Consider the following 15009-nt stretch of genomic DNA (forward strand, 5'->3'; position numbering starts at 1 on the left):
AAAATTAAATGTATCTAACCAATGAACTGGATTATCCGAAGTACAGAAATACTAAAATTTCATACTAACCTAAAGGAAACGCTACAACCCATCTGGAATGATCTTACTGATTATGACTGGATTTTAACAGATTTTGAATATATGCCCAATGGAAACAAAATCCCCATTGATTATCAACATGACTATTTCTTATTGAATCATGAACAGTTTGAAACCCTTTATCAGTCACAAATTCAAATTATTTGGGGCATTATCTCGGCTATTCCCAAAAATACCAATTTAGATCTTCGTCTTATTTCAACTCTTTCGGCTGAAGATGAAAAGGTATGGAAAAGTAATGAGTATTTAATTCCGGAATCTTTTTTAGAAATTATTGCATTTGACAGTGGATATACCATTTTAAAATTTAAAGATGAAAATCTATCCAATCAATTCAAAGAATACTTTAAAGAACAGGCTATAGATTTACAAAAATTCACTGACAAATATAATAATCAGAAATGAAGTCCCTACATAAATACTTTTTCTATCCCGGAATCGCGATAATTCCTATTTCTGTTATTATGTTTTTAACAGCAATAGGAATGTTTACCGCAACAGGAGATTTCAATCCTATTATCGTCAAGCTTGCAGAGCTTTGCTTAATTTTGTGTCTGCCTTTTTTCATAGTAGGAATTCTCTTCACCACCATTGGAATGACAATTTACCTGGTTAATAAAAAGGATCATTACTAATACTTACTAATTATGGACGGCTATAAAGCGTCTATAAAATTCAGATATTCCGGAACGCTTTTTTCGATCCATTCTTCAGAAGAATCTGTTTCAATTCCATAATAGACAAAAGGTGGCTTATAATCGGCTTTGATATAGTCAAAAGTCAGTTCAAAAGGTCTTGTTAGTTCTTCCATCGTGTATTTATATTTTCCGGATTTGCTGTACCCTTCTTCATCTATTCCGGCAGTTATGGCCAGTGATATTTTCTTTCCGCCTGCTTTGTAGCCGCTTTTACTTCCATAAGCCCAGCCATACAGCAATACCTCATCAAACCATTTTTTCAGCAACGGCGGACTGCTGAACCAATAAAAAGGAAACTGGAAGATGATGTTATCATACGATTCTATAAGTTCCTGCTCTTTTTCCACCTCTATTTTTTCATCGGGATACGCTTCATATAATTGATGTACTGTATATTTTTCAGGGTATTTATTTAATTCTTCTATCCATCTTTTATTGATTAGAGAATTCTCCATATGAGGATGCACTGCGATGATTAATGTCTTCATTCTTTTAAATTAGTACTGCAAAAATAATTCATGTAACTTACATTTCGTACATTAGCATCCAATTGTATGGTACTATAAAAAAGGTAAGTAATGACTAAAATAAAGGAAACCTCAACGAATTTTGCCAATAAAAAAGCTCTTGCTGATGAATGTCCCGAGCTCTATGCCTCCCATATTATCGGCGGACAGTGGTCTCTTGCGATCTGCTGCTATTTAATTAACGGTAAAATGCGGTTTGGAGAGCTCAGAAAGAAAATCCCAACGATTACAGAAAGAATGCTTACCCTCCAGCTCCGTAAACTGGAAGACAATAAAATTGTCACCAGAACTGTTTTTGCAGAAGTTCCGCCCCGCGTTGAATATGAGCTGACCTCTATTGGCTACAGGCTTCAACCCATTATTGAAACGCTGGAAAAATGGGGAAATGAGCATAAGGAGATGATGAATGAGAGGAAATAACTTTAAAAATAAGTCTTCCATGATACAACATGATTTAATCATTATACCTGCGAGAACAAGGCGGATTATAACCCTGCTTTTGTGTCTGCTACTTTCTTCATTTGTTTGGGGCCAAACCATAAATGAATATGATAAAATCCTAAAAATTGATAATCTTTCTTTTCATGAGTATGAAGTCAGAATCTATAAAAAAGCTGCTACATCAACAGAATTAGAGCTATTTAGATTATATCAGGATTCCAATGATACCTGGAAAGCAGATCTTTTTACAACAATTGCATCAAGAGAAAGTCAGGATAAACTTAAAATCAGAATTAGAAAATCCAAATTAAATTCATTAAAAAATATGGAATTAATCTGGATGTCAATTCTTGATACGTATATTCTGGATCTTCCAAAATGGGAAGATTTTAAGTATAAATTACAAAAGAGAAATAAAAATTATCAGATAGAGGACGGCGAAATTGTTTCTACAACCAGCAATACAATGATCATGGATGGGATCACTTATTATGTGAAAATCAAGGCAGGAAGAAGAGAAAATGAGTTTGAATATGATAATCCTGAATCTTATCTGAAGATATATCCAACTGTTGATGAGCTCCTTTCATTCAAGGAATTAATAGAACTAATCAAAAATGAATTCAAAATAGTTTTATAGAGCTCGAATATTGATTAAACACTGGTATAGGCTCGTTTATCTTGTTATTTCTTCAGCCATCCCTTCATTGCTTTCGTGATAAACGGCATCACCACCCAGGTAAGTATTCCAACCATACAAGCTGCAATGATCAATATTCTCAATACCGGATTCCAGTCTTTTGTCCAATGTCCAATCGTAAAGTTGAGAAAAAGACTGGTAGGAAAAACACCACATAAGGTGGCTGCAGCCATCTTCCATCGCGGCGGTGCTCCCGGTGACCGGAACCATGCTTCCAATCCTGTAAGATCACGGTAAACAGTATCTTCAGTAAGGGTACTGGCATATTCCTCCCATTGTTTAAACAATTCAGAGTCGTAAAATGCATTTTTCTCGGTTTCATCTTTAAAAGTCCGGAGAATTCCGATTTCATTTTTGCCATCTTCTTTCAGCGAAGTAATCATCATCGCTCCATGTACTCCGTCATACACAAAGGATTTTCCTAAAAAATCCTGTAATGCAGCTTCAAATTCGGCTTCTTTTCCGGGGATAACTTTTCGGGTAATGGCAACATGAATTGGCATGGAAATCAATTTTTATATAAAATTAAAAAAAGAAGGGAACTTTTAATTAACTATTACTATAAAATATTAGGCGACTCTATACAATTTTACACCATTGTCATTCTGACGAATGAAGAATCTCATGATCGCTTAGATTCTTCATTTCACTATGTTACATTCAGAATGACAGAGTCATAATAAGAAGAAGATAGCAGGATGAATGTAAAACGGTATATAATTACCCAACACTAATAATATATAGTTTGAAGAAAATTAAAGAATAAAATACAGGCTTTGCCTTAAAAAACAGTAGTTTTGTAAAGATGTCGAGAATGAATATCCATATAAAAACCTATAAAACTATCGTAACGATACTGGTTTTGGCATTTGCATTATCTCCATGCTCTGTTAAAAGAGATCTGCTCGGTATTTTTGACATCCAGCATTTCAGTACTTTAAACAAAGTAAAGGCAACGGCTTCTTCAGGGCTGAACTGCGAAACTTCTACTGCGATTTCCACCCCAAAAGTTTCCACTCCAAAAACGGTCCGTCAACTGAAAAATACCGGATTTGTTTTTCACACATCTTCTATGACGAAGGCTTCAGAGGAAGAAAAAATTAACTACAATCATTATTCCGGTCATACCACAGGCAACAGTCCGCCGAAGTATATTTTATTTAAAAAATTGAAATTAAATCTGGTTTAGTTCATTCAAAATCATTTTTAAAATCAATCATTTACCGTAAAATATCAATTTCAATGAAACATACAACAACAGATCGGGCTTCTGATCTGGCCGGCTTATATACTTTATCGATCCGAATGGTGATCGGATGGACTTATTTTTCAGCTTTCTGGCGAAGGCTGGTCCTTGAAAACAAATTAACTCCTGATGAAAGCGGATATATTGGAGAAAAATTTAACCATTTCCTTCCCAACGCGTTAGGCATCAAACCTATTATAGAATATCTTGTCACCCATCCGGATGCCTTACAGCGATCTATGATGACTTTTACCATTATCGAAGCAGTCGTAGGATTATGTATTATTCTGGGACTTATGACCAGGTTAATGAGTATCGGAATTTTCAGTCTTGCCTTGGGAATCCTGTTGGGATCCGGCTGGCTGGGAACAACCTGCGTGGACGAATGGCAGATCGGTGTCCTGGGAATCGCAGGTGGATTTGTACTTTTTCTTACGGGAAGCGGACCCTACTCACTGGACTATTATTGTATGAAAAACAATAAGAGTTTTACTCATAAAAAATGGTTTTCATGGCTGGGATCAGGTCCCCTCCCAGTATGGAAGCCTAAGGTTTTTGTGTTAGCCGGATCCATAATTATTTTCGGACTTACGCTTTTCACCAACCAATATTTCCATGGCGGAGTTTGGGGAACCCTGCATAATAAATCGGTAAAACCAAAGCTTGAAATCTCTGCTATTTCTCTTGATCATTCGACTTTAACATTTGAGGTGTACAGAACAGAAGGCGCGGATGTTTACGGATCTTTCCTGATCGGAATTCATGTACTGGATAAAAATGGAGGTATTATCAAAGAAATCAATCAGAAGGAACTTTCAACATTTCCGAAAGAAAACATTCACAATCATTATGTAGCCAAAGTAAAGCCCGGGAAGCACAGCATGATTATTCCATTGGGTGCCAAAGCAGATATTACACTCAGCCTGGATCATCCTGAAACCGCTCAGAGCCTGAAACTGATCGATATCAGCGGTATTGAATGGACCACAGAAATCCATCCAGAATAAGGCTTTTTTAAGCAAGTAAGGGGGGAAAAACAAGCAATGCTCTGGTTCCATTCAGTATCTTTCAGACTAAGAATGGAGCCGGAGCATTTTTTTAATATTTTTATACGGAAGTAAAAGATTTATTTTCGGTTCCACATCGGATCATGCTTCAGTACGTCTTCATAGACAGGACAGCTTTCGTCGTGGCATCCTTTTAGAAATCCTATACTCATCAGAAATTCGTTAACGATTTCCCCGCCTGTAAATTTGAAGGTTTTCTTAAATAATTTCATCCATTCCGGAAGTGTCATGGGATGGTAATGCTCCAGCCATTTTTCAAAAGATCCAAATTCTTTCTGCAGTTCCTGGACTGTTCTGGCATTTTCTATGGCAGCATTTACCTTTAATTTATTCCTGATGATGCCTGTATCATTCAGAAGTCTTTCCCGGTCTTCTTCTGTATAAGCGGCAATGGTATCAATGCTAAAATTATCATATGCCTTTCTGAAGCTTTCTTCTTTTTTAAGGATCGTTTCCCAGCTCAATCCTGCCTGGTTGATCTCCATAATCAGCCTTCCAAACAACTCATCGTCATCATGGATCGGAAAACCATAATGATTGTCGTGGTAATTTTTATGAAGTTCCTTTCTGCTTTCAGGCTGCATTCCCTGTATTGCTGAACAATAGCTCATTTCCGTAAATTTTCTGTTGTAATTAAAAATACTGTCTGTAAAGGTATCCTTTCCATATACTTATGAAATAGTATCCCATTCAATAACATTAACAAAAATAGAGTTATATTTAAATAAGTACCGAATTAAATAGATATATTTTCACAGGGATTTTTCATTTATTTGAATGCAAATAAAATCGTTCCACTGATAATCAGTACAGCACCGATTACCGTTTTTAATGTTAAAGATTCTTTGAAAAAAAGCACTGATAAAATGATGGCAATGGCTACGCTTAATTTATCTACCGCAGCAACTTGTGATACTTTCCCGATTTGTAATGCTTTAAAATAAAACAACCACGATAATCCGGTAGCAATTCCTGACAGCACAAGAAAAATGATATTTGTTTTTGATAGTGAACTTATCTGCTTGGCTTCCCCATTAATGAATACAATACTCCAAACCAGTACAAGAATGATAATGGTTCTAATACCGGTTGCAAGATTAGAATTGATGTTGCCGGACACTCCCATTTTGGCAAAAACAGCGGTAAACGCAGCAAATAATGCCGATAATAATGCATAATAGAACCACATATTTTTAATTTAAAGTTAATTAAAAAGTTTTTACAAGACCTATTCCTACACTTTTATTCTGGTAAAACGGCATGACCATCATTGCTGTATTTTTATTTTTACCGCCCAACATTGTATTGATTTTAGGATACAGCCAATACGCCAGTTCTGTTGAAAGAATTCCGAAACCCGCTCCGGCTACCACATCTCCTACCCAGTGTTTATCATTCAACATTCTGTATACCCCTGTAAATACTGCAAAAGAGTACCCTGAAATTCCCAGCCAGAAATTAGTATCCTTATACTCTCTGAACATAAACTGGGCAGATGCAAAAGCTATGGCAGTATGGCCTGAAGGAAATGATAGGTTATTGGATTGATCTGGTCTTTCTTCTTTCACTATATGCTTTAAAGGAATGGTAATGGCAGATGTAATAAGCATTGAAGTGCCATAAATGATACTTCTTTCTTTGAAATTATGCTTCCCTTGAACACCCGCAGCATTTAATCCATACACCAAAACGGCAGGGGCAAACTGTGTATAATTATCAAGCTTGATATGGTCGGGTTTATGTTCATTAATTTCATCTCTGGTGGAAAAATTAATCTGCTTAAGCTTTTTCACCGATAGACTGGCCACCCCATACCCGATAAAGGCTGCGGGCACGATGAGACTTTTATAATTCAGGTGGCTTTTTTCAGGAGCCAATACTGCTGTACTGTCCTGTTTTGTTTCCTGAACCTGCAGGGTATCCATCGTATTTTGTGCAGAAAATTTTCCACACGCCGATAGTAAGATAATATAAGCGGCAGCTATTTTGTAAGTATATTTTGACATGATAGTCTGTGTATTAGTGGATGTTAGATGTATTCTGAGCAATTCAAAAACTGAAGATTAACTTCTTTAAACTTCGCCAGTATTTTCCGGCCATAGTCTGTATGGAACTGATGATGAGTAAGGAAATTGCAGTTTTCTTTCTGCCATTCTTCATTTGTATAACACAGTCCCAGATATTTTTCAAATTCCTTTCTCAGTGCTCTTTCATACTTAGCGTAACTGGGTTTGGTGAGATGGTACAGATCTGCATCACAAACTACTTTTTCAGTTAAAGAAGATGGATTTTGAGGATATTTTGTAGACTCAATACAGCAGAGAACGGCTTCAATAAAGCTTTCTTTACAGCCATAACTTTCCAGGAAAGCCTTTGCTATTTTTTTACTTTCTTGTTCATGACCTATATAAGCATTTACATATCCGCAGTCATGAAACCATGCGGCCACCTGTACGATCTGCATTTCTTCCTGACTAAAACTGCACTGCATGCCAATTTCCCCTGCTGCCCTCACCACATCATAGGTATGTTCGATGTTGTGAAAGGAAAGATGCTCCGAAAGGTTTTCAGAAAGAAATACAACTACATATCTGCTCACAGCTTCTATTATATTTTCCATGATTTTCAATCTCCTTTTGAACTATTACCCTTTAATTGATCTTACAATATTCCGTTATGATTTAGAATAAATTTTGAATTTTTAGTCCTGAGGAATACATTTTTATTTTTTTATATGATGTAACCCCAGTACTTTACTTAGTTGTTTTCACTGCAAGAACCTGAAATGTTCCTTCTTTGATTTTAGGTCTTCCGCGGCTGTCTTTTTCTTTATCATCAAAATCGGCTGTTGGTAAATACAAATCGTGTGTTGAGTTGTCTAATGCAATGGTACGTGCGCCTTTTTTAGTCGTAATATTGTTGAGCGCTACAAACTGATTTGCATTTTTCTCCTGAATGACCGAGATATTTCCTTCCCCATTTGAAGTATAAATCGTATTGGTTGCATCATCGAAAACGGCACCGTCACAACCATCTCCGATAGGCATTTTTTTGATCAGTTTTCCCGTTTCGGAATCTAATATCACCAACATTTTATCACAAGTACTGAACAGCCTGTTCGTTTTTGTGTCAATCACAAGGCCGGAAGGACCTTCTTCTTTATCCAGATTCCAGTGATGGATTACCGTGAAACTTTTAGCATCGATAACAACAATTTCATTTTTATCTTCAATATTCACGAATATTTTCCCTTTACCGTTGCTCACGGCAGTTTCCGGTTTTCCACCAACGTCAATGGTATGCACAACCGTATTATTTTCGGGTTCGATCACACTTATATTATTGGTTTTTCCGTTGCAGACTATCAGTTTTTTAGAGAAAGTTTCGTAGAAAATGGCATCCGGATTTTGTCCGACCTGGATTTCTGCTGTAACCTGATTTGTTTTACTATCAAATACTTTTACAGAATTTAATTTACCGCAGGTAATAAATCCATTGGTAAAATTTGGAGTAAATGCGATGCCGTGTACGCCTGTTGTTCCTTCAATTTCCCCAAGATTTTCACCTGTCGTTTTGTTTAAAACATTGACTTTAGTTCCGTGACTTACATACAGTAAATTGTTTGTCGGATTTACAGTCAAATAGTCCCAGCTGTCACTGTTTCCTCCTATTTTGAAGGTCTTAATTGTATTTGCTGAAGTCATTTTCTGAGCTGACACATTCAGTGAAAAGCATACAAATGCGCTTGCAATGATGAAAGATTTTGTTTTCATTTTTAATAATTTATGGGTTGTTTATTTCTTCCTGTTTTAGATTGATTTTGTTGAGTAATGTTGGCAAAACGATGAGTAAAAGCGGCAGCGCAACGATGAATCCACCGATCACGGCAATGGCCAAAGGCTGATGCATTTGTGCTCCTGTTCCGATTCCCAATGCTAAAGGCATAAGGGCAATGATAGCACCCAATGCGGTCATTAATTTCGGCCGAAGCCTTGTGCTGATCGCATAAATCACAGCCTGTTCTTTAGTTTTCGTGGCTAAACTTTCGTGGAATTGCAGATAGGTGAAAATGGCATTTTCCCCGATTATTCCAACCATCATAATGAGTCCGGTATAACTTCCGACATTCAAAGGAGTGTTGGTTACATACAGTAACACAATTCCTCCCGAAAGTCCCAAAACCGATATCAATAAGATAATAAGCGCAACCAGGACATTCCTGAATAAAAACAGCATCACAGAAAAAACCAGTAAGCTGGAAACGACCAAAATAATAAGCAATTCCTTAAATGACTGCTGCTGCTCTGCATAAGCGCCGCCGTACACCACAGAATAACCGCTTGGCAATTTTACTTTCTGATCAATCTGATGCTGAATTTCCTGGATGGTTCCACCCAGATTTCCGTTATCCAGCCTTGCTGTTACAATGCCTAACGTCTGTAAATCTTCTCTGTTAACTTCGGCAGAACCTGTTATTATATTTACAGTGGCAAATTCGTTTAAAGGTTTCAGCGTCCCGTTGGGTAAAGCGATCATACTGTTATTGAGATCACTAAAAGACTGGTTGCTTTTTTCGTTGTATAATAACCGTATCGGCGTATACTGAACATTATCAAAAATATTTCCTGCAACATTCCCGTCTAAATTAGCCTGTAACTGGTTCTGAAAGTCGGGTAAGGAAATGTTATACTGTGCCAGAACAGACAGTTTCGGGGTAACAACCATGGAGGGTCCCGCGATCACGATTCCGTCGAATACATCGGCTGTACCATTGACTTTACTTACAATAGCAGCAATCTTTTTTGAATATTCTTCAATGACTTTCTGATCCGTTCCGAAAACTTTAATTTCAATGGGCTGAACACTGCTCATCAGATCACCGAGCATATCGGTAACGACCTGTCCGAAATCAACTGTCAACGGTAACCCTGAAGCATCAATTTTTGCGCGGATGTCGTCCGTAACTTCATTCGTGGTTTTATTTCTGTCTTTTTTTAACTGAATTAAATAATCACCCCGGTTCGGTTCAGTAATGAAAAATCCCATTTGAGTTCCTGTTCTCCGGCTGTAGGCTTGAACTTCAGGCGTGGACGTAATAATTTTTTCAACTTCTTTTAATTCTCTATCTGTCTCTTCGAGGGAGGTTCCCGGAGGAGAATTATAGTCTAAAACAATGCTTCCTTCATCCATATCCGGCAAAAATCCGGTACTGATATTGGGGAGAATAATAGCCGTTAAAATAATCAGGATTAAAATAAAAGTGTAACTGAATAAGGGTTTCCTGATAAAAAATCCCACCCATTTTCTTTCTTTTACATCATGATGCTGTAATTTTTTTTCTTTTTTCTTTCCGGAGGATAGTAATAAATAAACAACGGGTAATAAAATCCAGGTGGCAAAAAAGGAACAGATCAGGGTAATAATCATCGTATCGGTCATTACTTTAAAATAAGCTCCGGCAACACCGCTCATCAGCATAAAAGGTAAAAATATTACAATAGTACTGAGTGACGAACCCACCATTGCTTTCAAAAGATAATTAATCGCTTTCTGCACCAATGTTTTTGAAGATTCTTCAGGATGTTCCTCATGCGTCCGGTGAATTTGTTCTACCACCACAATTGCATCATCAATGATCAAACCGATGGCAGCCGCAACGGCTCCTAATGTCATAATATTAAACGTCTGTCCCGTCGTGTACAAAACAAGCATCGTAAGACTTAACGTAATCGGAATGGTAATTAAAATAACCGCACTTGCCTTCCAGGAACGGAGGAAAATAACAGCTACAATAATGGCTAAAACCAATCCGATCCACAAAGCATCTGTTACACTTTTAATGGAGTCATTGACGAAATCGGCCTGAACATAATAAGGTTTTAAGACAATATCTTTTGGTAATGTTTTTTGCAGCTCGGCAATTTTTGCTTCCATTGATTTGCTGAGATCAACAACGTTTGCATTAGGCTGCTGAATGACTGCAATCAGAATACTTTCCTGTCCGTTGGCATTAACTTTAATGTATTGTTTTGCGTTGTGAACATTGATTTGGGCAATATCACTCAACAAAATGATTCGGTTGCCGTTATTGCTCACGACAAGATTTTTCAATTGGCTTTCGTTCCGAATCTGTGCATCTGTAAGGGTTAAATAGAGGTATCTGAAATCTGAGGAATATCCATTGGATTTAATGAAATTGGTATTGTTAATCGCCTGCTCCACTGAAGCCGGAGTAATTCCCAGTCTTGCCATCATCGCCTGATTCATCACCACACGAAACTCTTTGTCTTGTCCGCCGATAATTCTCACTTCACTGACTCCCGGAACCTGGGAAAGAAAGGGTTTGATCGTATAAAGGGCCAATTGTTTCAGTTCAATAGGATCTTTTGAACCAGAGTTTAAAGAATATCCCATTACGGGAAGAATCGATGGATTCATTTTTTCAACAGAAATATTGACATCAGCCGGCAATTGATTCCGAACTTCATTGATGCTGCTTTCTATCTGCTGTTTTGAAAGATCTACATTCACATTCCAATCCATAAAGGCAGAAATTTCACAGCTCCCCCGGCTGGTTGTACTTTTCAAAACCTGCAGACCCGGAACTCTTTTTACGGCATTTTCCAACACTTTGGTGACTCCGACTGTCATTTGATTCACAGGCTGCTGCCCCGCATCGGCAATGATTTTTATTTTCGGGAAGGTGATCTGTGGAAATAAAGCCGACTGAATTTTGGTATAGGAATAAATCCCACCCGCCAGTATCAGGAAAATCAAGACCAGCAAAGGACTTTTATAGGTTACGAAAAAGGACTTTTTCATTTGTAGTTATCTATTTTTTTAAATTTCCAAATGGAATCTGCCAAAGTAAATTTTGTTATAAATCGACGAGATTTCAATGGCTTATTTCATCAGATTAAGGTTTTTGTATTTTCACGGTTGCGGTATCACTCAATCCAAAATTTCCTGAGACAATCACTCTGTCTTTTGTTGTGATATTCCCGGATTTTATCTGAATATATTGATCTGTTTCTGCTCCTTTATCAATGACTGTTTTTACGGCGGTTGTATCGTTAATTAACTTCATTACCCAGAAAGAGGACTGAGCTTCATCGCTTACCACCGCCATTTTCGGTACTGATAATCCGTATGCTGAGGTTTTGGAAAAACGTACCGTTCCAATCAGGTTTTCAGGAATCGTATGCTCTGAAACCTGCAGCAAAACTTTCACGGTTTGGGAAACCGCATCCACAGAAGGCATTACTTTTGTAATTTTCCCCTGTAAAACCGTATTATCAGGTAAAGTAACCGGTAATGAACCTTTATTTTTGATGATCTGGAGGTATTCATACGGTACATCTACCACAAATCCGAAACTGCCCGCATCGGTAATGGTTGCCAATACTTCTCCATCCTGTACATAATCTCCGATCTGATGATTAAGCATGGCTACATAACCCGTTGCAGGACTTATTACTGTTGTCGCACCACTGAAACGGAAAGACGGGTCGAGTTTATTAATGGTATTTCCCAGTGCTCTCGCTTCTTTTGTCTGCAACCCAAAAAGCACACTTCCTTTCCCGACACGGTCTGCCAGTTTAATAGTCATTTTTGTGATATAACCGTTGCTGTTGGCTTTTACATCAGATTTTAACAGATATGTTGCAGTAGCGTTAAGTGTAATCATAGTGTTGAGCTGGGCTGTATCAGACGGATATGCTACAGTGACGAGTGTCTTAGGTTTTGCATCCGGCTCAGAAGTAGCTGGCGCAGCATTTTCTGCCGTTTTTGTACAGCTGAAAACCACAAAAAAGATGATACAAAGGGCGATTATTTTTTTCATAATTTATTGAATGATTAGGTATTGCAGTTGGTTTTTCAGATTCAGTAAAGTGGTAGTATAGTGGATAATATTCCCTTTAAGGCTGAGTAAATTATTAATGGACAGAATAAAATCCACCATTCTTACATCTCCTGTCGGAAGCTGTTTGGCATTGGCTTCGACTAAAGTTTTGGCATACGTCATTTGTTGATTGGCCATTCTTATCATTTTATCATACTGTTCCATCTGGTTTCTTACCTGCAGAATTTGTTGCTGATATTGTCTTTTTGTCTGCTCAAGATATTTCTGGCGGGTTTGCAGCGATAATTCATTTTGCTGTAACAACATTTTTTTCTGATGCCCGTCATAAATCGGGATGGTAACTCCAACACCGACACTCATTCCAAAATTTTTATAAGGAGTTGTGGTAAAGGAGGACTGATACCCACTATCAGAAAAGGCTGTAATCTTTGGTTTGTAATCATATTGAATAATCCTTGCATCATTGGATAATTTTATACTATCCGCTTGAAAGGCTTTTGTGTACATGCTTTCATCAAAAGAAGCAGGGTCGAGCGTTTCTTTAAACTGAGGTTCTTCCACTGGTTCGAAAGTATTATCGGTGATTCCGGACAAGTATTTCAACAGGGAATAATTATTCTGCCAGTCGGCTTTTTGTTGTTCGAGCGTCAATTCGTTTTGCTGAAGGGTAACTTTAAAGGTGAGATAATCTGTCTGCTTAAAAACAGCAGCCTGAGTGAGTTTTTTCAGAACAATATCTTCCTGGTCCAGCAGATGAATAATTTCTTTACTGACATTGTATTGCTGCTGGCTTGCATAGGTAGCAATATACTGATCGGTAATTTGCTTATTAAGCGTTTGAAGACTGATATTTTTTTGTGCCAGCACCTGTGCTATACTTGCATTCACCCCTGCCAGCCGGGTGTTGAGATTGTTCCGGCTGATGAATTCTTTAGCGACTCTTACGCCTGCAAAAAGCGATTGCCCGTTGGTGAGTGCATTATCGTATCCCCAACCTTTAATATTGGGAGAATATCCTGCTGTACCCTCCCCTGTTACAATAAAACCATATGTCGCTCTTAATTTTAAACTGTCAATCCGGTTAGAAATGACCTGGTTATTATAATCGTTGAGAAGCGGACTGTTCGCCTGGGCTGTGGTAAGAAAATGGGAAAGAGTATTGGACTGTGCATGGAGTGTACAAAAGCCCAGAAATAATATCCACAACAATGAACCGCGCATGAGATAGGTACGAAAAGTATCCATATTCTATAAATTATAGGGTAAAGATGCAATGTGATTTTGTAGAAATCCTGAATTACTGCATTTCAATTTTTGTAATCTGACCCTTTTTATAGCAATAGAATTCGTAACTGGGCTTCTTCCTGAAAACAAATACTTTTTCCAGCTGGATCATATCGTATTCTTTTTTAAGTTCCTTGTATTTTTCCTGAAGATGATCAGGTAATTCACTGGACTGAATGGGTCTTTCTATTTCCATCCCATCGTCAAAAGTATATTCCAGGACGAGATCTGTATTTCTCCAGGAGATAACAGATTCTTTTTTGACATTATTCTGAACCGACGCAAAAGCAATTTTATCCTGTTTGATGATTGTATCAGAAGTTCCTACAAGTAATGTAATCCCTGAAATTACCATCGCACCGTACCCAATCTTTCTGAACACATGCTCACTCAGATAAGGAAGGATATATTGTATGGTATAAGATGAAATGATCGTGGCAACCGCTATTGTTAAGCCTAACCATAATGCCATATTGGAATATAATCCCAAAGCAATATAGATTCCCAGCTTTATAAGATGCAGAAATATTTCATTGGCAGCCCTGGTAGCTACAATTTCTTCTTTTTTAAGACCAAATTTTAAATAAAACCGATTGAACAAAAGCCCGATAGCTCCTGTAATTCCTGAAACAAAACCCGCTAAAAAACCTACAATGGCCAGAATATATTCAGGATAGGGTTTTTCTTCTTTTTCTTCTGCTTTTTGAGATTTAAATAGCTGAGGTACATTGGCAACAAGGAATAAAGCAACAATCAGCTGTAAATAATTGGGATTTATATATTTAATGAGATAAGCTCCCAACAAAACGGCAGGAATGGAAAAGGGAACAAACCAGAAGAATATTTTCCAGTTGATATGTTTTTTGAAAACCGCAATTCTGGATACCGAGCTGGTAAAAGTCCCGATGGTTAATGAAAAAGGAACTACAGAACCGGGTAATAATAGATTTAATATCGGGATTAAAATAAGGCTTGCTCCACCGCCACAAATGGCACTTATCCAAAAGGCTACAATTGTTGCTGAGAACAAAAGGACAATTTTTAAGATCATGTTCTAAATAAAAGGATTACACTTCATTGTAT

At 37.5% G+C, this 15009-nt stretch carries 17 protein-coding genes; 6 read left to right on the forward strand and 11 right to left on the reverse strand.

What is annotated here, in order from left to right; translation table 11 throughout:
- Positions 1-21 precede the first annotated feature (21 nt).
- Together IW15_RS17575 and IW15_RS22625 are read left to right on the forward strand one after the other, a co-directional pair.
- Positions 22-504: a hypothetical protein gene (locus IW15_RS17575; protein WP_034714004.1), complete on the forward strand. Its 483-nt coding sequence runs from the start codon at positions 22-24 to the stop codon at positions 502-504.
- Positions 501-734 carry a hypothetical protein gene (locus tag IW15_RS22625; protein ID WP_131368591.1) on the forward strand — a complete coding sequence of 78 codons (234 nt, stop codon included), beginning with the start codon at positions 501-503 and terminating at the stop codon, positions 732-734. Before IW15_RS17575 ends, IW15_RS22625 begins: the two co-directional genes overlap by 4 nt.
- Positions 735-754: 20 nt before the next feature.
- Here the strand turns inward: IW15_RS22625 and IW15_RS17580 are convergent, their stop codons facing one another.
- Positions 755-1285, reverse strand: a complete 531-nt coding sequence (locus tag IW15_RS17580; RefSeq protein WP_034714005.1) for an NAD(P)H-dependent oxidoreductase — start codon at positions 1283-1285, stop codon at positions 755-757.
- A gap of 90 nt (positions 1286-1375) precedes the next feature.
- Here IW15_RS17580 and IW15_RS17585 point away from each other — a divergent pair, with 90 nt between their 5' ends.
- Both IW15_RS17585 and IW15_RS17590 read left to right on the forward strand, forming a co-directional pair.
- A complete protein-coding gene (locus IW15_RS17585; protein ID WP_034714006.1) occupies positions 1376-1744 on the forward strand; it encodes a winged helix-turn-helix transcriptional regulator in 369 nt (122 codons plus the stop codon).
- A 19-nt stretch (positions 1745-1763) separates the two neighbouring features.
- On the forward strand, positions 1764-2405 hold the full coding sequence (locus IW15_RS17590; RefSeq protein WP_131368592.1) for a hypothetical protein: 642 nt from the start codon (positions 1764-1766) through the stop codon (positions 2403-2405).
- 44 nt (positions 2406-2449) lie between these two features.
- Here IW15_RS17590 and IW15_RS17595 read toward each other — a convergent pair whose 3' ends face one another.
- Complete coding sequence (locus IW15_RS17595) at positions 2450-2968, reverse strand: antibiotic biosynthesis monooxygenase (RefSeq protein ID WP_034714010.1); 519 nt, start codon at positions 2966-2968, stop codon at positions 2450-2452.
- A 311-nt stretch (positions 2969-3279) separates the two neighbouring features.
- On the opposite strand from IW15_RS17595, the gene IW15_RS17600 reads away from it, so the two are divergent.
- Complete coding sequence (locus tag IW15_RS17600; RefSeq protein ID WP_034714012.1) at positions 3280-3654, forward strand: hypothetical protein; 375 nt, start codon at positions 3280-3282, stop codon at positions 3652-3654.
- 53 nt (positions 3655-3707) lie between these two features.
- Positions 3708-4718, forward strand: a complete 1011-nt coding sequence (locus tag IW15_RS17605) for a TQO small subunit DoxD (RefSeq protein ID WP_051882171.1) — start codon at positions 3708-3710, stop codon at positions 4716-4718.
- Positions 4719-4837: 119 nt separating this feature from the next.
- Here IW15_RS17605 and IW15_RS17610 read toward each other — a convergent pair whose 3' ends face one another.
- The 9 genes from IW15_RS17610 to IW15_RS17650 form a co-directional block, all read right to left on the reverse strand.
- Positions 4838-5389, reverse strand: coding sequence for a DNA-3-methyladenine glycosylase I (locus tag IW15_RS17610; RefSeq protein WP_034714014.1), 552 nt, complete (start codon positions 5387-5389; stop codon positions 4838-4840).
- A gap of 158 nt (positions 5390-5547) precedes the next feature.
- Complete coding sequence (locus IW15_RS17615; protein WP_034714017.1) at positions 5548-5967, reverse strand: EamA family transporter; 420 nt, start codon at positions 5965-5967, stop codon at positions 5548-5550.
- 19 nt (positions 5968-5986) lie between these two features.
- Positions 5987-6784, reverse strand: a complete 798-nt coding sequence (locus tag IW15_RS17620) for a phosphatase PAP2 family protein (RefSeq protein ID WP_034714019.1) — start codon at positions 6782-6784, stop codon at positions 5987-5989.
- 23 nt (positions 6785-6807) lie between these two features.
- Positions 6808-7398 (reverse strand): HD domain-containing protein, encoded by a 591-nt coding sequence (locus IW15_RS17625; protein WP_051882173.1) that lies wholly within the window; start codon positions 7396-7398, stop codon positions 6808-6810.
- 133 nt (positions 7399-7531) lie between these two features.
- Positions 7532-8551 carry a YncE family protein gene (locus tag IW15_RS17630; RefSeq protein ID WP_034714021.1) on the reverse strand — a complete coding sequence of 340 codons (1020 nt, stop codon included), beginning with the start codon at positions 8549-8551 and terminating at the stop codon, positions 7532-7534.
- Between the two features lie 10 nt (positions 8552-8561).
- Positions 8562-11600 (reverse strand): efflux RND transporter permease subunit, encoded by a 3039-nt coding sequence (locus IW15_RS17635; RefSeq protein WP_034714023.1) that lies wholly within the window; start codon positions 11598-11600, stop codon positions 8562-8564.
- 94 nt (positions 11601-11694) lie between these two features.
- Positions 11695-12621, reverse strand: coding sequence for an efflux RND transporter periplasmic adaptor subunit (locus IW15_RS17640; protein WP_034714025.1), 927 nt, complete (start codon positions 12619-12621; stop codon positions 11695-11697).
- Positions 12622-12624: 3 nt separating this feature from the next.
- The gene (locus IW15_RS17645; RefSeq protein ID WP_084681472.1) at positions 12625-13887 is read right to left on the reverse strand and encodes a TolC family protein; all 1263 of its coding nucleotides are present in this window, start codon (positions 13885-13887) and stop codon (positions 12625-12627) included.
- A gap of 52 nt (positions 13888-13939) precedes the next feature.
- Entirely contained in the window at positions 13940-14956 is a 1017-nt protein-coding gene (locus IW15_RS17650) for a sulfite exporter TauE/SafE family protein (RefSeq protein ID WP_228384394.1), read from the reverse strand.
- Between the last annotated feature and the right edge of the window lie 53 nt (positions 14957-15009).

Source organism: Chryseobacterium soli (assembly GCF_000737705.1).
Lineage (GTDB): Bacteria > Bacteroidota > Bacteroidia > Flavobacteriales > Weeksellaceae > Chryseobacterium > Chryseobacterium soli.